Origin of the sequence: Hydrogenophaga sp. (assembly GCF_018780075.1) — a bacterium.
GTDB lineage: Bacteria > Pseudomonadota > Gammaproteobacteria > Burkholderiales > Burkholderiaceae_C > Hydrogenophaga.
On the sequence record NZ_JADMKB010000003.1, the window covers coordinates 166642 to 186608 of the forward strand.

General features: G+C 64.6%; 23 protein-coding genes and 1 pseudogene. 15 read left to right on the top strand and 9 right to left on the bottom strand.

Annotation, left to right across the window (positions count from 1 at the left end):
* Nucleotides 1–123 precede the first annotated feature (123 nt).
* The 3 genes from nifK to nifH all read right to left on the bottom strand — a co-directional run bounded on the left by nifK (nucleotide 124) and on the right by nifH (nucleotide 4198).
* On the bottom strand, nucleotides 124–1683 hold the full coding sequence (nifK, locus tag IV088_RS00945) for a nitrogenase molybdenum-iron protein subunit beta (RefSeq protein WP_291096710.1): 1560 nt from the start codon (nucleotides 1681–1683) through the stop codon (nucleotides 124–126).
* Between the two features lie 71 nt (nucleotides 1684–1754).
* On the bottom strand, nucleotides 1755–3218 hold the full coding sequence (gene nifD / locus IV088_RS00950; RefSeq protein WP_291096712.1) for a nitrogenase molybdenum-iron protein alpha chain: 1464 nt from the start codon (nucleotides 3216–3218) through the stop codon (nucleotides 1755–1757).
* A gap of 86 nt (nucleotides 3219–3304) precedes the next feature.
* Nucleotides 3305–4198 carry a nitrogenase iron protein gene (gene nifH, locus IV088_RS00955; RefSeq protein ID WP_291096714.1) on the bottom strand — a complete coding sequence of 298 codons (894 nt, stop codon included), beginning with the start codon at nucleotides 4196–4198 and terminating at the stop codon, nucleotides 3305–3307.
* A gap of 380 nt (nucleotides 4199–4578) precedes the next feature.
* Here nifH and IV088_RS00960 point away from each other — a divergent pair, with 380 nt between their 5' ends.
* Genes IV088_RS00960 through IV088_RS01010 form a run of 11 tightly spaced genes read left to right on the top strand, consistent with a single transcriptional unit; the run spans nucleotide 4579 to nucleotide 11957 of the window.
* Nucleotides 4579–5037 (top strand): group II truncated hemoglobin, encoded by a 459-nt coding sequence (locus IV088_RS00960; RefSeq protein ID WP_291096716.1) that lies wholly within the window; start codon nucleotides 4579–4581, stop codon nucleotides 5035–5037.
* Nucleotides 5034–5639 carry a hypothetical protein gene (locus IV088_RS00965; protein WP_077332915.1) on the top strand — a complete coding sequence of 202 codons (606 nt, stop codon included), beginning with the start codon at nucleotides 5034–5036 and terminating at the stop codon, nucleotides 5637–5639. Before IV088_RS00960 ends, IV088_RS00965 begins: the two co-directional genes overlap by 4 nt.
* A 21-nt stretch (nucleotides 5640–5660) precedes the next feature.
* Entirely contained in the window at nucleotides 5661–6509 is an 849-nt protein-coding gene (locus IV088_RS00970; protein ID WP_291096719.1) for an NAD(+)--dinitrogen-reductase ADP-D-ribosyltransferase, read from the top strand.
* The gene (gene draG, locus IV088_RS00975) at nucleotides 6502–7431 is read left to right on the top strand and encodes an ADP-ribosyl-[dinitrogen reductase] hydrolase (RefSeq protein WP_291096720.1); all 930 of its coding nucleotides are present in this window, start codon (nucleotides 6502–6504) and stop codon (nucleotides 7429–7431) included. Before IV088_RS00970 ends, draG begins: the two co-directional genes overlap by 8 nt.
* Nucleotides 7424–9025, top strand: coding sequence for a nitroreductase family protein (locus IV088_RS00980; RefSeq protein ID WP_291096722.1), 1602 nt, complete (start codon nucleotides 7424–7426; stop codon nucleotides 9023–9025). The genes draG and IV088_RS00980 overlap by 8 nt, the downstream gene beginning before the upstream one ends.
* Nucleotides 9022–9849: an ankyrin repeat domain-containing protein gene (locus IV088_RS00985; protein ID WP_291096723.1), complete on the top strand. Its 828-nt coding sequence runs from the start codon at nucleotides 9022–9024 to the stop codon at nucleotides 9847–9849. The genes IV088_RS00980 and IV088_RS00985 overlap by 4 nt, the downstream gene beginning before the upstream one ends.
* A complete protein-coding gene (locus IV088_RS00990) occupies nucleotides 9846–10295 on the top strand; it encodes an ArsC/Spx/MgsR family protein (RefSeq protein WP_291096725.1) in 450 nt (149 codons plus the stop codon). Before IV088_RS00985 ends, IV088_RS00990 begins: the two co-directional genes overlap by 4 nt.
* Nucleotides 10282–10530, top strand: coding sequence for a zinc ribbon domain-containing protein (locus tag IV088_RS00995; RefSeq protein ID WP_291096727.1), 249 nt, complete (start codon nucleotides 10282–10284; stop codon nucleotides 10528–10530). Before IV088_RS00990 ends, IV088_RS00995 begins: the two co-directional genes overlap by 14 nt.
* 1 nt (nucleotide 10531) lies before the next feature.
* On the top strand, nucleotides 10532–10969 hold the full coding sequence (locus tag IV088_RS01000) for an Ohr family peroxiredoxin (protein ID WP_291096729.1): 438 nt from the start codon (nucleotides 10532–10534) through the stop codon (nucleotides 10967–10969).
* Nucleotides 10966–11208, top strand: coding sequence for a hypothetical protein (locus IV088_RS01005; protein ID WP_177138471.1), 243 nt, complete (start codon nucleotides 10966–10968; stop codon nucleotides 11206–11208). The genes IV088_RS01000 and IV088_RS01005 overlap by 4 nt, the downstream gene beginning before the upstream one ends.
* A 23-nt stretch (nucleotides 11209–11231) precedes the next feature.
* Complete coding sequence (locus IV088_RS01010; RefSeq protein ID WP_291096731.1) at nucleotides 11232–11957, top strand: YkgJ family cysteine cluster protein; 726 nt, start codon at nucleotides 11232–11234, stop codon at nucleotides 11955–11957.
* Between the two features lie 152 nt (nucleotides 11958–12109).
* Here the strand turns inward: IV088_RS01010 and IV088_RS01015 are convergent, their stop codons facing one another.
* The 3 genes from IV088_RS01015 to IV088_RS01025 form a co-directional block, all read right to left on the bottom strand.
* Nucleotides 12110–13537, bottom strand: a complete 1428-nt coding sequence (locus IV088_RS01015; protein WP_291096733.1) for a hypothetical protein — start codon at nucleotides 13535–13537, stop codon at nucleotides 12110–12112.
* A gap of 273 nt (nucleotides 13538–13810) precedes the next feature.
* Nucleotides 13811–13975 carry an SEC-C metal-binding domain-containing protein gene (locus tag IV088_RS01020; RefSeq protein WP_291096735.1) on the bottom strand — a complete coding sequence of 55 codons (165 nt, stop codon included), beginning with the start codon at nucleotides 13973–13975 and terminating at the stop codon, nucleotides 13811–13813.
* A gap of 185 nt (nucleotides 13976–14160) precedes the next feature.
* Nucleotides 14161–15084 carry a DMT family transporter gene (locus IV088_RS01025; protein WP_291096737.1) on the bottom strand — a complete coding sequence of 308 codons (924 nt, stop codon included), beginning with the start codon at nucleotides 15082–15084 and terminating at the stop codon, nucleotides 14161–14163.
* A 97-nt stretch (nucleotides 15085–15181) separates the two neighbouring features.
* Here IV088_RS01025 and IV088_RS01030 point away from each other — a divergent pair, with 97 nt between their 5' ends.
* Complete coding sequence (locus IV088_RS01030; protein WP_291096739.1) at nucleotides 15182–16048, top strand: LysR family transcriptional regulator; 867 nt, start codon at nucleotides 15182–15184, stop codon at nucleotides 16046–16048.
* 20 nt (nucleotides 16049–16068) lie between these two features.
* Here IV088_RS01030 and IV088_RS01035 read toward each other — a convergent pair whose 3' ends face one another.
* Complete coding sequence (locus tag IV088_RS01035; protein WP_291096741.1) at nucleotides 16069–16275, bottom strand: CopG family transcriptional regulator; 207 nt, start codon at nucleotides 16273–16275, stop codon at nucleotides 16069–16071.
* A 47-nt stretch (nucleotides 16276–16322) separates the two neighbouring features.
* A complete protein-coding gene (locus IV088_RS01040; RefSeq protein ID WP_291096743.1) occupies nucleotides 16323–16673 on the bottom strand; it encodes a hypothetical protein in 351 nt (116 codons plus the stop codon).
* Nucleotides 16674–16877: 204 nt separating this feature from the next.
* Between IV088_RS01040 and IV088_RS01045 the strand changes: the two genes are divergently transcribed.
* From IV088_RS01045 to IV088_RS01055, 3 genes and pseudogenes are all read left to right on the top strand, one after another.
* A complete protein-coding gene (locus tag IV088_RS01045) occupies nucleotides 16878–17672 on the top strand; it encodes a fused MFS/spermidine synthase (RefSeq protein WP_291096745.1) in 795 nt (264 codons plus the stop codon).
* A 13-nt stretch (nucleotides 17673–17685) separates the two neighbouring features.
* Nucleotides 17686–17802: pseudogene (locus IV088_RS01050) on the top strand (PhnA domain-containing protein); the annotation flags it as partial.
* A 47-nt stretch (nucleotides 17803–17849) separates the two neighbouring features.
* Nucleotides 17850–18881 carry an isocitrate/isopropylmalate family dehydrogenase gene (locus tag IV088_RS01055; protein ID WP_291096747.1) on the top strand — a complete coding sequence of 344 codons (1032 nt, stop codon included), beginning with the start codon at nucleotides 17850–17852 and terminating at the stop codon, nucleotides 18879–18881.
* A gap of 89 nt (nucleotides 18882–18970) precedes the next feature.
* On the opposite strand, the gene IV088_RS01060 is transcribed toward IV088_RS01055, so the two are convergent.
* Nucleotides 18971–19912 (bottom strand): LysR family transcriptional regulator, encoded by a 942-nt coding sequence (locus tag IV088_RS01060; protein ID WP_291096749.1) that lies wholly within the window; start codon nucleotides 19910–19912, stop codon nucleotides 18971–18973.
* Nucleotides 19913–19967: the final 55 nt, after the last annotated feature.

Here is a 19967-nt window from a genome sequence, read left to right on the forward strand (position 1 = left end):
CTCCGACCGAGGCAGCACCAGACAAGCGAAGGGGAGCTCACCCAGTGCCGCCGCGGAACGGGCTTTGCCCGGCCGCCAGCGGCGCCCCCTGGGGGGTGACGCGAAGCGGCGCGGGGGGAGCACTCAACGAATGATGTCGTAGCTGTAGTCCGTCTTGCCGGGGATGATCGTGTTCGCATCCAGCGTCTCGAAGAACTCGTCAAGCAACGTGACCAGCACGCGCATGCCGCCTTCGTAGCCCCAGGTGGGGAAACGGTGGTAGTGGTGGCGATCGAAGATCGGGAACACCATGCGCACCAGCGGCGTCTTGGTGTCGCGCTCCAGGTACTTGCCGTAGGTGTTGCCGATCAGGAAGTCCACCGGCTCGGTGAACAGCAGCGAACGCAGGTGCCACAGGTCGCGCTTGGGGTAGACCTTGCAGCCGGCGCCGTAGGGCGACGAGTCGAACAGCTCCTGCACCTTCTTGGCCCAGGTTTCGGTGCCGTTGGTGGCCAGCACGTGCGAGGGTTCGGCGCCGAGTTCCAGCAGGAACTGGGCGTAGCCGAGCATCTGGTCCGGATCGCCGTAGAGGGCGTAGCGCTTGCCGTGCAGGTGGGCCTGGCTGTCGGCCATGGCGTCGACCAGCTCACCGCGTTCTTTTTCCAGCTCGGCCGGGATCGGCTTGCCGGTCAGGCGCGAGATTTCCATCAGGAACTGGTCGGTGCCGGCGACGCCGATGGGGGCGTTCAGCGTGACGACTTCCTGGCCGTGTTCGGCGATGAACTTGCTGGTCTTCTCGCAGCAGAACTCCTGGAACACGATGGTCGCCTTGGCGTGCAGGGCAGCCACGACTTCCTCTTTCGAGGTGCCACCGGCGTACATGCGGAACTCACCGTCGGTGGGCGTGTTCCAGTTGCCGCTCGGGTCGCAGATCACGTTGACCTTGACACCGAACAGATCAAAGATGCGGCGGATTTCCTTCATGTTGCCGACGACGTAACCGTCGAAGCCACCGATGAAGTTGATGCTCTCGTCGGGCACGCGCACCAGCGGTTCGGTGGTCTTGGCCTTGCCGTCCCAGAAGTGGCGCAGGATGCCCAGCAGCGCGTTGTCGTAGCCGGTGATGTGGCTGCCGACGAAAGCCGGGGTGTGAGCAAAGGGCACGTCGAACTCGTCGGGCACGCTGCCTTTTTGCTTGCTGGTCTTGATGAAGGCGTCGACGTCGTCACCGATCACTTCGGCCATGCAGGTGGTCGAGACGGCAATCATGTCCGGCTTGTACAGGCTGTAGGCGTTGGCCAGGCCGTCGACCATGTTGTTCAGGCCACCGAACACCGCCGCGTCTTCCGTCATCGAAGAGCTCACGCAGGACGTGGGTTCCTTGAAGTGGCGGCTGAAGTGTGAGCGGTAGTAGGCCACGCAGCCCTGGCTGCCGTGCACGAAGCTCAGCGTCTTCTGGAAACCGTTGGCCACGTACACGGCGCCCAGCGGCTGACAGGCCTTGGCCGGGTTCACCGACAGCGAATCGCGGGCGAAGTTCTTCTGTTTGTAGTCTTCGGTCTTGGTCCACTCGACGATCTGCTTGATGGATTCGTCGCTGTGGTTGAACTCGAATTCCGCTTTCTTGTTGCGGAAGATGTCCTGGTACTCGGGCTCACGGAACAGCAGTTCGTGGTCGAGGATCTTGTCGGCTGATTGGGGCATGGTGCTCTCCAGAGGATGTTGAAATTCAAGGAGCGGACGACCGGCTCTTGCCAGGCCGCCCGCAGTCTTCTTCAGGCGGCCTTTTTCCAGGGCGCTTTGGTCAGGCCCCAGATGGGAGAGCTGATCGCCATGTCCATGTCACGGGCGAAGATGGCGAAGCCGTCGTAGCCGTGGTAGGGGCCGGAGTAGTCCCAGCTGTGCATCTGGCGGAAGGGCACGCCCATCTTCTGGAACACGTACTTTTCCTTGATGCCGGAGCCGACCAGGTCGGGCTGAACCTGCTCGACGAACTTCTCGAATTCGTAGCCGGTCACGTCGTCATAGATCAGCGTGCCGTCCTTGACGTAGTGCGTGGTGCGCTGGTAGTCGTCGCCGTGGCCGAATTCGTAGCCGGTGCCGACCACGTCCATGCCCAGGTCTTCGTAGGCGCCGATCACGTGGCGCGGACGCAGACCGCCCACGAACAGCATGACCTTCTTGCCCTGCAGGCGCGGCTTGAACTTGTCGATCACGGCCTGCATCAGCGGCTTGTACTTGGCGATGACCTCTTCGGCCTTGGCCTTGATGCTGTCGTCGAAGTGGCTGGCGATTTCGCGCAGGCTCTTCTCGATCATGGTCGGGCCGAAGAAGTTGTATTCGACCCATGGCATGCCGTACTTCTCTTCCATGTGGCGGCTGATGTAGTTCATCGAGCGGTAGCAGTGCAGCACGTTGAGCTTGGCCTTGGGCGTGTTCTCGATCTCGGCGATGGTGCCGTCGCCGGACCACTGGGAGATCACGCGAAGGCCCATTTCTTCGAGCAGGATGCGGCTGGACCAGGCGTCGCCACCGATGTTGTAGTCGCCGATGATGGCCACGTCGTAGGGCGTGGAGACGAACTCGGGGCGCTTGTTCGGGTCGGTGCGGTCGAACACCCAGTCGCGGATCGCGTCGTTGGCCAGGTGGTGGCCGAGCGACTGGCTCACGCCGCGGAAACCTTCGCAGCGCACGGGCACGATGGTTTTGCCTTCGTACTCTTTGCTCTTCTTCTTGGAGACGGCTTCGATGTCGTCGCCGATCAGGCCGATCGGGCACTCGGACTGGATCGAGATGCCCTTGTTCAGGGGGAACAGTTCCTGGATCTCGTCGATGATCTTGTCGAGCTTCTTGTCGCCACCGAAGACGATGTCCTTTTCCTGGAAATCGCTGGTGAACTGCATCGTCACGAAGGTGTCGATGCCGGTGGTGCCGATGTAGTAGTTGCGGCGCGCGGCCCAGGAGTACTGGCCACAACCCACGGGACCGTGGCTGATGTGGATCATGTCCTTGATGGGGCCCCACACCACGCCCTTGGAACCGGCGTAGGCACAACCACGGATGGTCATGACGCCCGGCAGGGACTTGATGTTGGACTTGACGCCGCAGTCCGGCTTGCCTTCTTCGAACGAGCCCAGGTGCTTCGCCCTGCGCTTGGCCATCTTTTCGGGATAGGCCTTCAGCACTTCATCGATCAAGGCTTTGTTCGTGGCCTTGCGGTCTTCAACTGTGGCAGTCATGGGTAACTCCAATGGATATTTGGTTTTGCGTGAGATTCAAGGCCGACCCGCCGGCACACGCCAGACGGGTCGGACTCGTGGGCCGCTTAGGCTGCGGCCAGGGCGGCGGCAGCCGCGGCTGCCTTGCCGACTTCGGACTCGTCGATCGCTTCCATGATCCCGAACTCCATCAGCATGTCTTCCAGCTGGTCCATGGTGATCGGGGTCGGGATGGTGCCGTTGCCGGCGTTGTTGTGGATCTTGGTCGCCAGGGTGCGGTACTCGGCGGCCTGCTTCGAGTCGGGGGCGTACTCGATCACCGTCATGCGGCGCAACTCGGCGTGTTGCACGATGTTGTCGCGCGGCACGAAGTGGATCAACTTGCTGCCCAGCATGCCGGCCAGCGCGTCGGCCAGCTCCAGTTCCTTGTCGGTCTGGCGCTCGTTGCACACCAGGCCGCCCAGGCGCACGCCGCCCGAGTTGGCGTACTTCAGGATGCCCTTGGAGATGTTGTTGGCCGCGTACATGGCCATCATCTCGCCCGACATCACGATGTAGATTTCCTGCGCCTTGTTTTCGCGGATGGGCATGGCGAAGCCGCCGCACACCACGTCACCCAGCACGTCGTAGGACACGTAGTCCACGCCGTCGTAGGCGCCGTTTTCTTCCAGGAAGTTGATCGAGGTGATCACGCCGCGGCCAGCGCAGCCGACGCCTGGCTCAGGGCCGCCGGACTCGACGCAGCGGATGTCCTTGTAGCCGATCTTCATCACGTCTTCGAGCTCCAGGTCCTCCACCGAACCGGCTTCAGCGGCCAGCGAGAGGATGGTGTCCTGTGCCTTGGCGTGCAGGATCAGGCGGGTCGAGTCGGCCTTGGGGTCGCAGCCGACGATCAGGATCTTCTGGCCGAGGTCGGACAGGGCCGCCAGGGTGTTCTGGGAAGTGGTCGATTTACCGATGCCGCCTTTACCGTAAAAGGCGATTTGCCGAAGTTTGGCCATTGCAGTACTCCATTCAGGAAAGTTAAAGAACCTAAGCAAGCGTTGCCGCGACTTTGGGTCAGCCTTCCGTGCCTGTTGGTCTTATTGCTCTAGGTTCACGTCGGCCGGACTGGTGTCCGCGCACCCTCCTCTCTGCAGCTTCCGTGCCATGCTGTTTCGCCCCTGTTTTGTCGCCCTTGAAACAGGAGCGCTACAGAGGGAAAACTGCCGTTTTTGAAACGCCATCCGGCGCGCGCTGGCGCTTTGTTCTGTTCCCGACAAAACGGCGAAATCCGTCGCAAACAAATCGTGTCAGCGGGTCGCCGCGGCGGCTTTGTGTCGCATTTGGTGGCCCCTGATCGGCAAATCCGCCTGGTACGGTCATTGCTGTTTAGAGAGGCATGAACCTGCCCCACGCGCTCCCCACCGCACCGCTCGCGCCGCCCTCGCACTTTGAAGCGATCGGCGGCCAGACGGCCGTGGACCGCCTGGTGGACGCCTTCTATGCGCAGATGGACAGCCGCCCCGATGCCACGGGCATCCGCGCCATGCACGAGCCCGATCTGGGCCACACGAAAGCCGTGCTGCGGCTCTACCTGGCCGAGTGGCTGGGCGGCCCCAAGGGCTACACGGCGCAGCGCGGCCACCCGCGCCTGCGCATGCGCCATGCGGCCTTCCCCATCGGCGTGTTGGAGCGCGACGCCTGGCTCGCCTGCATGGGCGCGGCCATGCAGCAGACCGGCGTTCCCCCCGACCTGCACCGTGTGTTGATGGTGGCCTTCTTCAAGACCGCCGACTTCATGCGCAACACCCCACACCCCCCGGCAACCCCTGCCAACAACCCGAAGGAAGCTTCATGACCACCCTGGCCACCAAAGAGATCGACGACACCGGGCTTGCCCGCCTGGAGAGCGAAGGCCGCCTGCTCAACCCGCTGCTCAAGGCGCCCACCAGCAAGTTCGGCCGGGTGGGCTTTCGCGGTGAACTCGCGCTGCGCTTTGCGCCCAAGCTGGCCGACGAAGCGCGCCCGCCCGAACTGATGTGCCCACAGGTCATGGCGATCGGCACCGTCGGCGAAAAGACCCTGCCCTTCTTCGCCGGCTACCTGCTGAGCTTCGAGAACCTGAAAGACGTGGCCGAGGTGCTGGGCGACTCGCTGAGCGCGGGCGGCAAGTACTTCCTGTTCTGCAACAACATCGACCTCTCGAAGAAGTACCAGGTGCCGTACAAGGGCGCGATGTTCTATGTGCTGCCGATCGACGAGTCCACGGTCTACAACGAGATGCTCGACCTGCTGTACCTCGAAAAGAACGACCTGAAGAAAAAAGACACCGCCGGCAAGCTCGACGCCGTGGCCGACGCCGCGCTGAAGTTCGACGTCACCTTCGACACCATCACCTACGCAGAGGGTTTGACGCTGATGGGACCGGTGCGCAACCCGAACGAAAACCGCCCGGTCTGAATCCGTCCACCTGAGCCGGCCGTGGCAAGCGATGAAGGCCTTGATCAGCCCCCACGCTGGACCAGCACCAACCTGGTGGGGGTGGCCTCGGCCTGGCTGGCCAGCGCGGGCTTCAATGAGCGCGCCCCCGGGCTGCACATCGCCGGCACGCGAGAGACCCAGCCGGGTCTCTTCGCGCTGCTGGACCGCTGCGACGACCTGACCGAAGCGCGCGAGGTCTTTGTGCACCACCTGTCCATCGCCTTCGGCCTGCGCCCGCCCGGGAAGCACGAACTCGGCACCCTCGGCGTGGCCGAGCAGCGGCGCTGGCGTGGCAGCTGGCGCCGCCTGCTGCAGGGCTGGGGCATGGACGCCAACGGCGCGGCCGGCGCGGTGCTCAAAGGCTGGGTCGAAAGCCGTTTCGGCCTGGTGCCCACGTTCCACAAGGCACCGCTGGCGCGCTTCCCGTCGCCGGCCTGGGTCGCCTACCTGGAAGAAAAGGCCAGCAGCCGCCATCACAGCAACAACATCCACCAGCAGCTCGACCTGCTGTACGAGTTCTGCCAGTGGGCGCTGGTCCGCTTTCCCCTGCCAGCCGACCAGATGCCCGGTCGCCACGTGCGGCTCTGGCGCGGCAGCAACCGGGTGGAAGAGCAGCTGCTGCAGGGCACCCTGCGCGAACGCCAGTGCCGCGTGCGGCTCAACAACATCGTGTCTTTCAGCCTCAGCCCCGAAGAAGCCTCGTGTTTTGGCGACTGGGTGTTCGAGCTCCTGGTGCCGCGCAGCAAGCTGCTGGTGTTCCCCGGCCTGCTGCCGGCCCAGGTGCTGCAGGGCGAGCAGGAGGTGATTGTACTCGGCGTCGACTACGACGTGGTGGCGCGTTATGACTGAGCGGTTCGACCGGGTGCTCGGCGCCTATTTGGGTCTGGCCATCGGCGACGCGCTGGGCGCGACGGTGGAATTCATGCGCCCGCGCGAGATCGCGCTGCAACACGGCGTGCACCGCGACATCGTGGGCGGCGGCTGGCTCAAGCTGGCGCGCGGCCAGGTCACCGACGACACCACCATGAGCCTGGCGCTGGGTGCGGCCCTGATGCAGGGCGGCCCCCCGGCGCTGCAAGCCCATGCCGAAGGCGACGACGCGCTGGTGCACGCCATCGGCCGGGCCTTCGTGCAGTGGTTCCAGGCCAAGCCGGTGGACATCGGCAACACCTGCCGGCGCGGCATCCTGCGTTACCTCCACGAGCACAGCCTGTCCGGCCCCTACAACCCGGGCGACGGCGGCAACGGCGCGCTGATGCGCAACCTGCCCGTGGCGCTGGCCACGCTCAGGGACGACGCGGCCTTTGAGCGCCTGTCCATCGCCCAGGCGCGGCTGACGCACCACCATCCGCTGTCCGACGCCGCCACGCTGGGCTTCGGCCACCTCGTGCGCCGGCTCATCGCTGGCGCGAGCCAGGTGGACAGCCTGCTCTGGATCGACCGCTGGATCGAACAGAACCCGGCCTTCCACTTTTCGCCCTACCGCGGCCACGCCACGGCCTATGTGGTCGACACGGTGCAGACCGTCTTGCACTTCTACACCCGGCACAGCGACTTCGAAGAGGCCATGATCGCCACCGTGAACCAGGGCGACGACGCCGACACCACGGGCGCCCTCATCGGCATGCTGGCCGGCGCGCGCTGCGGCGCGGCCGCCCTGCCCCGGCGTTGGCTGCAGCGCCTGCAGCCGCAGACCGTGATGGCCATCACCGACCAGTGCAGCGGCTTGCTGGCCCTGTCGCGCGCTGACCAGGAGGCGGCCCATGGCTGAGCGGAGCGCCCCGGCCGTGGTCCGGGCCTACCACGAGCGCAGCAAACACCGGCTGGGCGCCTACGCGGCCGGCCCCGAGACGCTGGACTGGGACGCCCAGCCCGACCCGTTCCGCCGCTTCGCCGGCGCGCCGCTCACAGCCCTGCCTTTGAACGCAGCGGCCGAGACCCTGGGCTGGAACGCGCTCTTTGACCCTGCGCGCTCAGCGCGCCCCGCGACCCTCACCCAGATCGGCCTGCTGTTCGAGCACTCGTTCGCGCTCTCGGCCTGGAAGGAACTCGGCCCCGACCGCTGGGCGCTGCGCGTCAACCCGTCCAGCGGCAACCTGCACCCGACCGAGGTGTACCTCGTGTCGCAAGGCCTGCCCGACCTGGCCGATGGGCTCTACCACTACGCGCCCAGGGAACACGCGCTGGAGCAGCGCGCCGCCTTCGCTTCGCCGGTCCACGCGCCGCGCCTGCTCGTGGGCTTCAGTTCGATCCACTGGCGCGAGGCCTGGAAATACGGCGAGCGCGCCTTCCGCTATTGCCAGCTCGACATGGGCCACGCCATCGGCGCCCTGCGCTACGCCGCCGCCCTGCTCGGCTGGCGGGTGCGCGAGCTGGGCCTGGGCCACGGCGAACAGGCCGCGCTCATGGGTCTGGACCGTGCAGGCGACTTCGTGAACGCCGAGGGCGAAGAGGCCGAAGCCGTGTTCGAGCTGGTGTGTGACGGGACGAACGCGGAACTGGTGGACCTGCCCGCCATGCTGGCCGGTGCGCGCTGGCTCGGACAGGCCAACCGCCTCGACGCCCACCCCATGTACCGCTGGCCGGTGATCGACGCGGTGGCCCAGGCCTCGAGCCGCGCCGAGGCCCGGCCACACCAGCCACTGCCGGTGATGGCCCGCCGATCGCGGCTGCCGGCCGATGAAGTCAACGCCTCCCAGTTGATCCGCCAGCGCCGCAGCGCCCAGCGCTTCGACCGCAACGCCCGCACACACACCGCCACCCTCTGGCCCCTGCTCGCCGCGCTGATGCCCGCGGGCCAGCTGCCGTGGGACATGGGCCAGGACGGCGCACAGGTGCACGCCGTCCTGTTCGCCCACCGCGTGGACGGCCTCGCGCCCGGCGCCTACCTGCTGCCCCGCAACACCACGGCCCGCGCCCGGCTGCAAAGCGCCTTGCCCCAGCTGGCCTGGCAACCGGTGAAAGGCTGCCCCGCCGAGCTGCCACTGGTGGAACTCGCCCTGAACCCCGCGCTGGCCGGCACGCTGCGCACCCTCTCCTGCCACCAGGCCATCGGCGCCGACGCGGTGTTCGTGATCGCCCTGCTGGCCGAACTGCCCTCGGGCGACAGCGAGCAGCCCTGGCGCTACCGCGAGCGCCTGCGCGAGGCCGGCCTGATCGGCCAGGTGCTCTACCTCGAAGCCGAAGCCGCCGGCCTGCGCGGCACCGGCATCGGCTGCTTCTTCGACGACCCGGTGCGCGAGCTGCTCGGCCTGGGCGCCCCGGGCACCGAGGCCTGGCAGGTGCTCTACCACTTCAGCGTCGGCCTGCCGGTGCCGGACGCGCGCATCACCAGCACACCCCCCTACCCGGAGCCCCGCCCATGAAAGGCCAACGCGTCTTCCGCCGTCTCACCGTGGCCGAGGTCGGCCCCTGGTGCGCGGCCCACCCCAACGCCCTGCTGCTCGACGCGCGCGACGCCGCCAGCCATGCGCGCGACGGCTGGCCCGGTGCAGTGCGGCTCTGCAGCGACAACCAGGACAGCCTCCTGCTGGGCACCACCCGCTCGCGCCCGGTGCTGATCTACTGCTACCACGGCAACGCCAGCCAGACCCTGGCCCAGATGTTTGCCGACTTCGGCTTCACCGAGGTCACCGACCTGATCGGTGGCCAGGCCGCCTGGGCCGCGGCGCAGAACGCGCCGGTCCCCGCCTCGCCCCCACCGGCACCGCCCGCGCCACCACGCAGACCACCCACCCCGGCGCTCGCGGACTGGCTGCGCGCCGAAGGTTTCGACGGCCCCGACGCGCGCGGCGCGCACGGCAACACGCCCCTGATGCTCGCCGCCTGGCGCGGCGACGCCGCCACCGTGAGCGCCCTGCTTCAACACGGTGTCACCCTGAACGCGGTCAACCGCGACGGCAACAACGCGCTCTGGCTGGCCTGCGTTCACGGGGATCTGTCGGGCATTGAGCGCCTGGTGCGCGCCGGCGTGCCCATCGACCAGACCAACACCACCGGCGCCACCGCGCTGATGTACGCCTCCAGCAGCGGCAAGGCCGCCGTGCTGCGCCAGCTGCTCGCGCTCGGCGCCGACGCCAGCCTGCGCACGCAAGACGACTTCAGCGCACTCGACATGGCCGCCAGCCTGGAATGCCTGCGCATGCTGCGCCCCGCCCGCCAAACCACCCCCAGCGAAAGCCCGACATGAGCCACCTCGTCTTTTTTGAGAAGCCCGGCTGCGGTGGCAACGCCCGCCAGCGCACCGCGCTCGAAGCCGCCGGCCACACGCTGGAGCGGCGCAACCTGCTGACCGCGCACTGGACACCCGAGGCCCTGCTCGCATTCCTCGCACCGCTGCCCGTGCCCGATTGGTTCAACCGCGCCGCCCCGCGCATCAAGAGCGGCGAGCTGGTGCCCGAGGCACTGAGCGCCGAGGCCGCCCTGGCCCTGCTGATCGCCGAGCCGCTGCTGATCCGCCGCCCGCTGATGTTGAACACCGCCGACAGCAGCCGCATGGTCGGCTTCGACACCGCGGCGGTCACGGCCTGGGTCGGCCTCGAGCCCTCGGCACAGCGCCCCACCTCGCTTGAAGGCTGCAGCTCGCCCACCAAGTCCTGTTCCACCCCCACCGGAGGCCAACATGCCCATGTTTGACTACCACTGCAAGGCCTGCCAGGCCGAGTTCGAGCTGCTGGTGCGCGCCAGCACCGTGCCCGCCTGTCCGCACTGCGCGAGCACCGAGCTGGAGAAGTGCGTCTCACGCATCGCCCCGGCCGGCAAGATCGAAGCGATCCGCATGGCGCACCGGCGCGTGGCCCACGCGCAGGGGCACTTCAACAACTACAGCCAGTCGGACCAAGCCCGGCTGCTGAAAGGCAAAAGGGTTTGATATGGACCTGGTCTACAAAACAACGATGCTGACCCAGGGCGGTCGCGGCGGTCAGGTGCAGAGCGAAGACGGCAGCTTCAAGCTCAAGCTCGCGGTGCCCAAAGAGATGGGCGGCAGCGGCGAGGGGCCGAACCCCGAGATGCTCTTCGCGGCCGCCTTCGCCGCCTGCTTCGAACACTCGATCCGCCACATCGCCAAGGCCGACAAACTGCCGCTGCGCGGCTGCTACGTCGAGGCCACGCTGTCGATGTATGTCAACTTCGAAGGCGCCTACCGCATGGCGCTCAGCCTCACCGCCACGCTGGCCGGCCCGCTGGACCAGGTCACGGCCGACAGCCTGATGGAACGCGCCAAGGGCATCTGCCCCTACGCCGACGCGACCAAGACGAACATGAGTCTCAACCTGAAGGCGGTGCTCGACACACCCGTGGCCGCATGACCACAGACGCAGGTTTCTTCATGGACTGGGACGGCAACGTGCGCCGCACCGACGACCCGGGCGGCGGCTACCGCTGCGATGTCGACCGCGGCGCGCGCTACGTCGGCGTGCTCTCCAAGTCCGGCGCGCTGGTGCACGAAGCCACCTTCTACAAAGACCAGGCCGCGCTCGACAAAGCCGGCATCAAGGGCACGCTGGTGCCGGGCAGCCACCCCTGGGGCAAAGAAGGCGCCGCTTAAAACAACACCCGGAGACAGAGACGATGAACGACGCTGCCGACCACGGCGCCGAAGCCTTCTTCCGCGAACAACGCGGCGCCTTTGAACACACGCTCGCCACCGCCGGCCCCGACGCCGCGCTGCTGCAGGCCTGGGACAGCTTCGACGGCAACGTGGCGATCCAGTGCGAGGGCCAGCCCCCGGTGGCCTGCGGCAAGGGCTGCGCCAGTTGCTGCACGCTGCGCGTGACCGCGCTCGCGCCCGAGGTGTTCGTGCTGGCCAACTACCTGCGCGCCACCGCGCCCACGCTGGCGAACCACGGCATTCACCTCATCACCGCCGTGCGCGAGATCGATGCCGCCACCCGGGGGCAGGACGAAGTGGCCCGCGTGGCGATGCACCAGCGTTGCGCCTTCGTGGTGAAGAGCGTGTGTTTGATCCACCGCGCACGGCCACTGGCCTGCCGGGGCACCGCCTCGCACGACCGGCGCGCCTGCGTGGACGCCGCGGCCGGCCGCGCGACCGAGGTGCCGTTTTCCGGGCCGCACCAGATGGTGCGCATGCTGCTGCAATCGGCCTTGCAAGCCGCCCTGCGCCAGCAGGGCCTGGCCTGGGGCGCCTACGAACTGAACCACGCCCTGGTGCTGGCGCTGGACGCGCCGGATGCGCAAGCCGCCTGGCTGCAGGGTGCCGACCCGCTGGCCGAGGCGGCGGTGGACTTGGATCAGCGGGAGGCCATGGCGGCGGGGTTTGACGAGGTACGGCGGTGAGTTGGCTGCGCGTGTGATGAACGGGCTGATCTGACTGGCTGCGACAGTCTTATGTAGACCGGAAGCCGTCGAGTAGCCCACCCACTAGATTGATGGCTTGAAACCGTTCGCTCAACCTTCGAGCGAACTGGATTGCAACGACAAGAAGCCGATCACGGCCACGCTATGTAGCCTGCCGAGAGAGCCTTGAATCTGGTGTCAAACAGTGCTCTGCCCGTACTCGGCAAGTTCGTAATTAAGAAATCTATGCACTCTTGGAGTCGTTGATTCACGACGCCAGCTTTCAATATGCCAAGCGCCAAACACGCCTGCTGGCGGCAAATTTCACGTTCGAGTTGAGCTTGAATTTCGTACGAAGTGAGTGCGGATAGTGCTGCGGGTGCAAACTGGTCACCCAAGAGACCAATGAGTCGGTCATAGTAAACGCGCCCCCGGGGGGAAACGCCACTGCAATACGTGAGGCCTCGCCCTATCCGACACATCAAAACCACTTTAATGAGCTTGGGTGCGAAGTTCTGGAGAATATCCTGCTGCCCGCCAATGTATGAAGAAATATTGTCTGCAACAGGCGCTTCGTGAGCAAAATTATCCCAACCGTTGTGCCTCTCAAGCAGCTGATCTATCAACCCATCAACGATGAGCGCGCGCTCTGAATTAGACCTGAATGCATTTCCTGAAACCGACTGAAAGAATTGCCCTCCAAGTTCGTACTTATCGCGATACAAATTGGTGTTGTAGCCTTCCAGAGTCAGGCCCAATCTGTACTTCATGTCATCCCCACTAGCCTTCCAAACAGCGACGGCTAGAAGCGCGATGTTCTTTCTTACCTGCGGGTCGGTATCCGCAGTCACGTAAATTCCGAACATCGTGCGTAGCACGTTGCCGCAGTGATGTGACGCAAGGGCGCCGATTTTCGCCGAAATGGATGAGAGATTGGCTGGGTCAAGAGGATGAACGTACGTCTTGAGGTTCAAAATGAAGGCTTGCACTTGCAGTGCGGCTTCGGTTGGTCTGTCGTTCAAAACATCTTGGATACAAGTCTGAAGCCAGCCAAGCAATTCAAATGCGTTAATTGTGTAGTTCGTCGGGTGCGAGATTCCGATATCGTTCCGCATGTCTAGGATGTGCTTAAGCTTCTTGTGCGTTGTGTCGCTAATAAGCTCGAGCTTTCGGCATGTGTCAAGTAAAACGGAGTCCTTTACAGATCGAAGATCTTCCTCGGTTTGATAGAACTCCCGTGCCTTCCCCCCAATCGCTGCGTCGTAGAAGATATCCAGTCCGTAAGCGATTGCTTTCTTGTGGAGGTCCAGAACAACCTCATTCCAAATCGCATTCAATGAATAGTCGAATAGACCGACACCGGCTCCTACGACAAACTTTGAAAGATAGCGCGCTCCTTGTTTAACATGTATGGGCAAGGACTCAATGTATGCAGGCAGGTTCTGTCCGATAATTGCTCGCTGATCTTGTGCAGCGATGATGTTATCGTGAGGTAATCCGATGTTTTTGAGAAAATCGACAATGATCTGTGCTTGTGGATCAACCAATTGCATTGGAGGTTTCGGAACGATGCTACTCATGTGGTTTCCCTGGTGCTTGTTTGAGAAGAAGGGCGCTGATCACCCTCGCCGATGTTTCAGGACATGGTGGCGTGTGTAGGGATGCGCAGTCCGTTGAAGATTATCCACGCGATGGCATTCTTATTATTTTTATAACTGTGATGCCACACAGCGGCTTTTGACAATGGCCACTTCTGGCTGACAGTCGAAATCGCCGTCAACAGGCAACGTCACTACCTCTGGGCGCTGCGCGTTCCACCCCATGCCCGATACAGATCAAAGCGGGGTGAATGATCAGCCGCAGCACTTCTTGAACTTCTTCCCGCTGCCGCAAGAGCAAACATCGTTGCGCTCCGGCGCAGCCGCAGCGTGTTTCACCGTCTCGACGCGCGGGCCAAGGCTCTTCCAGGTTTCGCGCAGGTTGTAGACGGCCCAGATCGCGTCGCCCACGGCCTTCATGCGCGCAGCGCTCACACTGGGCGGGCCTAGCTGGTCTTGGTAGGCGTGTTGGGTGGGCGCGCCGGTGTCGGGCAGCGTGAGCGCGCGCAGCAGCTTCAGCGCGGCCTCGCGCCACTGCTGCGCCTGGACCTCACGGGGCGCCCGTCACATCCACACCGTCGAGATCAAGAACCGGTGCCCTCGCTTCAGCCGCTGTGGACGCCACGGGTCGCCAGCGGCCGAACCGCATCGGTTCGGCCAGCCCACCACAGCGCCGCGCCCATCAGCAGCACGCCCGCCCACTGCATGCCATCCAGCGACCGGCCATAGATCGCCACGTCGAGCGTGATCGCGGCAATCGGGTAGACGAACTGCAGCAGCGCAATCCGCCCCACCTCCAGCCGCTGCATGCCGGCATAGATCAGCGCGTAGGCCAAGCCGGTGTGCAGCGCCCCCAGGCCCACCAGCCAGCCCCAGGTGGCCGCAGGCCAACCGCCCCACTGGGCGGGCAAGCCGTGCCAGGCGGGCCACCAGGCGAGCAGCAGCGTGCCGGTGGCGCACTGCCAAAACGTCAAACCCAGGGAGCTGAGCGCGCGCTGCCGCTTGGCCAGCAGCGACACCGCCGCATAGCACACCGACCCCAGCACCGCCAAAGCCAGGCCCCAGGCGAACAGCGGCTGCCCACCCGGCAGGCCGGAGTGAAGCAGCCCGGTGGCCATCGTCAACCCCGCAAAAGCACCGAACACGCCCAGCGCCCGCGCGCCACCCAGCCGCTCGCCGCACCACCACGCCCCGGCCAGCAGCAACCACAAGGGCTGCAAATGAAAAGTCACGGTCGCCAACGCGATCGAGGTCCACTGGATGGCGGCAAAGAAGCTGGCCCACATCACCACCATCAGGCTGCCCGTGAGCGCCGCCACGGCCATGCCTTGGCGTGTCGGACGCAGTTCCTTGAGCCTCCCGGTCGCCCACGCAAAGGCCAGCAATGCCGCGCCACCAAAGAGGCAGCGGAAGAACACCGCCGTCAGTGGGTGCTGACCGGCCTGCTCAAGAAACAGCCCGAGTGTTCCCATCAGCAGGCCACCGGCCACCATGAACCCGGCACCGGAAGAGCGTTGTGTGTCTGTCATGGCAGCACTGTCGGCGCATTCCTGAAATTCGCAAAGCGCGATATTCTTGTGTGATTGATTCGATAAACGAAACCATCATTGTTGCAACCCACCCGATATGACGAACCGTTCCCGTGACCTGCAGCTGGACTGGCTGCGTGCTTTTGTCGCCGCGGTCGACGGTGGTTCGCTGTCGGCGGCCTGCCGTGTGGTGCACCGCTCGCCAGCGGCACTGAGCATGCAGATCAAGAAGCTGGAGCAGGCTGCGGCGGTGCCTCTGTTGCTGCGCGATGCGCGGCGCTTTGCGCTTACACCCGCTGGCGAGCGGCTGCTACCGAAAGCACGCGAGGTGCTGTTGGCGCACGCGGCGGCGCAGTCGGCACTGGAGACCGTGCCCGTGACGGGCCATGTGCGTTTCGGGTTTCCCGAGGACTACGCCGCAGCCCACCTGGGGCCGGCGCTGCGGCGCTTTGCGCAGACGCACCCCGAGGTCGAGGTGGAGATGGTCTGCGCCCAGTCCACGGTGCTGATCCCGGCGCTGACAGCCGGCGATCTGGACGTGGCCCTGGTCACGCAGGACCGCCCTTCGCGCGGCACCCGCCTGTTCGATGAGGCGTATGTCTGGGTGGGCCTGGCCAGCAGCCCGGTGTGGCAAAGGGACCCGCTGCCGCTGGCGGTGTTCGAACCGGGTTCGATGGCACGCAAGATGCCCGAGCAAGCGTTGCGCCGTGCCGGACGCCGCTACCGCATCGCCTACCAAAGCCCCAGCACCGTGGGCCTTCTCGCCGTGGTTCAAAGCGGCTTGGCGGTGGCCGCCGTCAAGCGCAGCTCATGCCCACCCGAGCTGGTGCAGCTGGACACCCGACACGGCTTGCCGCCGCTGGCCCGGCTGCAGGTCGCGGCCGTGATCGCCTCTTCTGCCCGCAAGGATGCCGCCGCGCAGGCGCTCCACGACCACGTTGTTGAAGAACTGCGGCGAAGCTGAGGTCGCCCCGTTCCTGTCGATCACACAGGTGTTTCGCTGTCTTCTTCGGCGACTTGCGGAGCAGAGCCGCTGGGGATGAAGCCTTCGCCATGGGCGGCGAGGTAGTCGCGGATCAGACGCCGCACCACCTGTGACGGCGTCACGTCTTGGCGCGCACACAGGCCTTCAAAGGCCTTTTTTTTGGCGGGGTCGATGAGGACCGTCAGTCGGGCAGTTTTGAGCTCCATGCGCGCATTCTATGTAAATTGGATGTGCATGCGTCCTGGGCTTGTTTTCAGTAACGCCCCATCCAGCGATGCTCGAACGCTGACCCGGTGTTGGCGTCTTTCGGCGCGGGCGAAGCGACCGGCGGTGGCGCCGCGACGCGCTTTTGAACTTGCGCCGGAGCGGGCTCTTTGCCGGGTTGTTCAATCTCGAACGCATGCCCATCGAGGTCGGGATCAAGCACCAGCAGCACCTCGCCGAAGTGAGGAAAAAGCAGACCGGCGAGCGCCGTTGCACTGTGTGAAACCTCACGCAGCTCAATGAGGTTGGCGGCCTTCAGCGCATACCAGAGACGCAGGTTGACGCGGACACAGCGGGGGTGCGAGGCGCGCACGCTTCTTTCCAGGGCGGACAGTGACATGCGATCAACCTCTTTTCACACACGGTGCGGACCTGCTTGCGTGCGCCACGAGGCGCGTTGCAAGGGATACGTTAGAAAACATGATCATTACATGATAATGATATTTAAATTCAAAGCTTACTATAGTCACATACAAAGTGTGTCAAGAGCACATTGATCGTTCATCACCATGCGTGAGAACACGACCACAACAAGCAAAACGGCATGAGCTTCAATTTTGGATCGGCACTGCAAAACGCTCTCATCCATGCGGGCCTGAACGTGCGGGACGTGCGCATTCAACACAAGCGGTTTGAGCAAGCCCTCAGCTTCGGCTTGACCGATGTGCAAAGCGCGATGGACCCGCGCCAACCCGACCGCCTGGTGCTGAACTACACGCGCGTGATGATGGGGTTCCTGGTGTTTTCGCCTCAACCGCGCAACATGCTGATGATCGGGCTGGGAGGAGGATCGCTGCCCAAGTTTTGCCACCGGCACTGTCCTGGCACCGATATCACGGTGGTGGAAATCGACCCACGGGTCATCGCGCTGCGAGACCAGTTTGAGGTGCCGCCAGACCAGAATCATTTCCGGGTGCTGCAGGCCGATGGCGCGGACTTCGTCGCCGCCATGGACGATGCGAGCTACGACATCATCATGGTCGATGGGTTCGATGCCGAGAGCATGGCTCCGTCGCTGGGCACCCAGAACTTTTACGGCCTGTGCGCCCGGCTGCTCACCACCGGTGGCGTCATGGTCTGCAACCTGCACGAACTCGATCTGCACTTCGGTGCCTACCTGGAACGCATCGCCCTGAGTTTCGACGGCGAGGCCGTGGTCGTGGCGGCTCGGGAGCCTGGCAACAGCGTGGTGTTTGCCCGAAAGGATGTGGCCGTCAACGCACGCATGCCCAAACACTTGCAGCGTCCGGCGGGCATGTCAGAAGAGGCCTGGGCTGGCATTGAGAGCGAAGTACACGACGTGTTGCGGGAAGCCAGAAGTTTGCGGGCGTTCAGTTGATCACCATGCTCGAAGGGTGGGCACCAAAGCTCGCAACATCCGCCGCGTTGAAGGCGACCACGACATAGACTGCAAGGTCCATGGCATGGAGGCCATGCCACTCAAGTCCGGGCTCGTGCGCAAGGCCTGAGCCACCTGCCTCTTTCTTCCAGCAACACTCTTTCGAGGACCGCCACCATGACAACAATGATTCCTGCCACCCTGATCCCCGGCGACGGCATTGGCCCTGAGATCGTCGACGCCACGCTGGCGGCACTTGATGCGCTCAAGGCCCCTTTCGACTGGGATCGACAGATCGCCGGTCTCGAGGGTGTCAAGCAGGCCGGAGACCCCCTGCCACAGGCCACCCTGGACAGCATCCGACGCACGCGCCTGGCGCTCAAGGGCCCGCTGGAAACGCCCTCGGGCGGGGGCTATCGCTCGTCAAACGTTCGACTGCGCGAAGAATTCAAGCTGTATGCCAACCTGCGCCCCGCCCTGACCATCATTCCCGGTGGTCGCTTCGACAAGATCGATCTCGTCGTGGTGCGCGAAAACCTGGAAGGCCTGTACATCGGGCACGAGCATTTCGTGCAGATCGATGACGATCCGCATGCCGTGGCCATGGCCACCGGCATCAACACCCGCGCAGGCAGCCGCCGGCTGCTGGAGTTCGCCTTTGAACATGCCGTCGCCACCGGCCGCAAGAAGGTCACGATCGTGCACAAGGCCAACATCATGAAAGCGCTCACAGGCATCTTTCTGGAGACCGGCCTGGAACTGTACGAACGCAAGTACAAGGGCCAGTTCGAACTGGACACCGTCATCATCGATGCCTGCGCGATGAAGCTGGTGCTCAACCCTTGGCAGTTCGACATGCTGGTCACCACCAACCTCTTCGGCGACATCCTGTCTGATCTGGTGGCCGGCCTGGTGGGCGGGCTCGGCATGGCGCCGGGCGCCAACATCGGGGCCGACGCTGCCATCTTCGAAGCGGTCCACGGTTCAGCGCCCGACATCGCTGGCAAAGGAATCGCCAACCCCACAGCCCTACTCCTTGCGGCTGCGATGATGCTGGACCACGTCAAGCTCACGGAAAAGGCCACCCACCTGCGCCAGGCGCTCGATGCGACGCTGAACATCGACAAGGTGCGGACCGGTGATCTGGGCGGCAAGGCGAGCACAGCGGCATTCACCAAGGCGTTGGTCAGCCGCATCTCGAACGGCTGAACATGAGAGGGGGGTAAAAGCTCGACCACATGCCGAGCCGCCGCTTGGTGGTATGTCTTCTCTCGGCCCCCAAGACGGGCAGCGGGTTGCTACGAAAGAAGCGCGTTGTGTCCAGCCACACCGCGTCGCCCAAGCGGACCAAAGGTTGCACTCCCCGACAACGAAGCCACGCAGCGACGCAGGCACTGACTGGCCGGCTCGGCATCAACGCGAGGATGCCAAGCCTGAACCACCTGCTCAACGGGAATGGCCACGGGCAGCTTGAAGATCTCCAGCCCCAGTCCGCTGGCCACCGTGCGCGCCAAGGGCTCGGGCACGCAGGCGATCAATGATGAACGCGCAGCGGCCATCAGCGCACCGTAGGCGCTCGGCACGGTCAACACGACGCGTCTTGCACAGCCGATATCAGCGAGCAAAGCATCTACCGCTTCCTTGTTCCGCCCTCGCTGAGCGATGCTCACATGCTGCTCGGCAGAAAACCGCTTCGGCGTCACCCGGGCTGCCAACAAACGATGCCCTGCCTTCGCGACGCCCACGATGCGCTGCTCGTAAAGCGGCGCGGTCTTCACCTCGGGACCGGCGTCCCGCACGATGCCGACATCGAGATCAATGCGGCCTTCCCGCAAGGCCATCGAGTCGCTGTCGCTTTCAGGAATGAAACGCAGCGTTGCGAGCGGCATTTCTCGTTGGATTTCCGCAAGCAGTGCGGCCCCATAGACGATACCCATCCCTTCGGGTGCTCGGACGATGAATTCACGCTGCATCCGAGTCAGGTCCAGCCCTCCACCTGGCTGCATCAGCGCGACCGCTTCGCCGATCAAGCGCCGCACCGGCGCGCGCATCTCCTCCGCGCGAGGTGTCGGAATCAACTTTTGGCCTGCACGCACAAGGATGGGATCGTCCAGCGCATCGCGGATTCTGGCCAGTTTGTGGCTCATCGCCGGAGCGCTCAGGTGCATGCGTTGCGCTGCTGCGGCAACGCTGCCCGTCGTCAACAGGGCATCCAGCGCAGCAAGGAGGTTGAGATCCAACGAGTTCATTTTGTACAGGTATTCGTTCAGAACAATGCACTGTACAGAATGACCC

Coding starts and splice junctions, on each gene's coding strand:
- IV088_RS00965 (WP_077332915.1), top strand. CDS start 5,034: ATGACCACCCTGGCCACCAAAGAGATCGACGACACCGGGCTTGCCCGC.
- IV088_RS01005 (WP_177138471.1), top strand. CDS start 10,966: ATGACCACAGACGCAGGTTTCTTCATGGACTGGGACGGCAACGTGCGC.
- IV088_RS01030 (WP_291096739.1), top strand. CDS start 15,182: ATGACGAACCGTTCCCGTGACCTGCAGCTGGACTGGCTGCGTGCTTTT.
- nifH (WP_291096714.1), bottom strand. CDS start 4,198: ATGGCCAAACTTCGGCAAATCGCCTTTTACGGTAAAGGCGGCATCGGT.
- nifD (WP_291096712.1), bottom strand. CDS start 3,218: ATGACTGCCACAGTTGAAGACCGCAAGGCCACGAACAAAGCCTTGATC.
- IV088_RS01045 (WP_291096745.1), top strand. CDS start 16,878: ATGAGCTTCAATTTTGGATCGGCACTGCAAAACGCTCTCATCCATGCG.
- IV088_RS01000 (WP_291096729.1), top strand. CDS start 10,532: ATGGACCTGGTCTACAAAACAACGATGCTGACCCAGGGCGGTCGCGGC.
- IV088_RS01020 (WP_291096735.1), bottom strand. CDS start 13,975: ATGAAGGCCGTGGGCGACGCGATCTGGGCCGTCTACAACCTGCGCGAA.
- IV088_RS00960 (WP_291096716.1), top strand. CDS start 4,579: ATGAACCTGCCCCACGCGCTCCCCACCGCACCGCTCGCGCCGCCCTCG.
- IV088_RS00995 (WP_291096727.1), top strand. CDS start 10,282: ATGCCCATGTTTGACTACCACTGCAAGGCCTGCCAGGCCGAGTTCGAG.
- IV088_RS00990 (WP_291096725.1), top strand. CDS start 9,846: ATGAGCCACCTCGTCTTTTTTGAGAAGCCCGGCTGCGGTGGCAACGCC.
- IV088_RS01010 (WP_291096731.1), top strand. CDS start 11,232: ATGAACGACGCTGCCGACCACGGCGCCGAAGCCTTCTTCCGCGAACAA.
- IV088_RS01025 (WP_291096737.1), bottom strand. CDS start 15,084: ATGACAGACACACAACGCTCTTCCGGTGCCGGGTTCATGGTGGCCGGT.
- IV088_RS01055 (WP_291096747.1), top strand. CDS start 17,850: ATGACAACAATGATTCCTGCCACCCTGATCCCCGGCGACGGCATTGGC.
- IV088_RS00985 (WP_291096723.1), top strand. CDS start 9,022: ATGAAAGGCCAACGCGTCTTCCGCCGTCTCACCGTGGCCGAGGTCGGC.
- IV088_RS01015 (WP_291096733.1), bottom strand. CDS start 13,537: ATGAGTAGCATCGTTCCGAAACCTCCAATGCAATTGGTTGATCCACAA.
- IV088_RS01035 (WP_291096741.1), bottom strand. CDS start 16,275: ATGGAGCTCAAAACTGCCCGACTGACGGTCCTCATCGACCCCGCCAAA.
- IV088_RS00980 (WP_291096722.1), top strand. CDS start 7,424: ATGGCTGAGCGGAGCGCCCCGGCCGTGGTCCGGGCCTACCACGAGCGC.
- IV088_RS01040 (WP_291096743.1), bottom strand. CDS start 16,673: ATGTCACTGTCCGCCCTGGAAAGAAGCGTGCGCGCCTCGCACCCCCGC.
- nifK (WP_291096710.1), bottom strand. CDS start 1,683: ATGCCCCAATCAGCCGACAAGATCCTCGACCACGAACTGCTGTTCCGT.
- draG (WP_291096720.1), top strand. CDS start 6,502: ATGACTGAGCGGTTCGACCGGGTGCTCGGCGCCTATTTGGGTCTGGCC.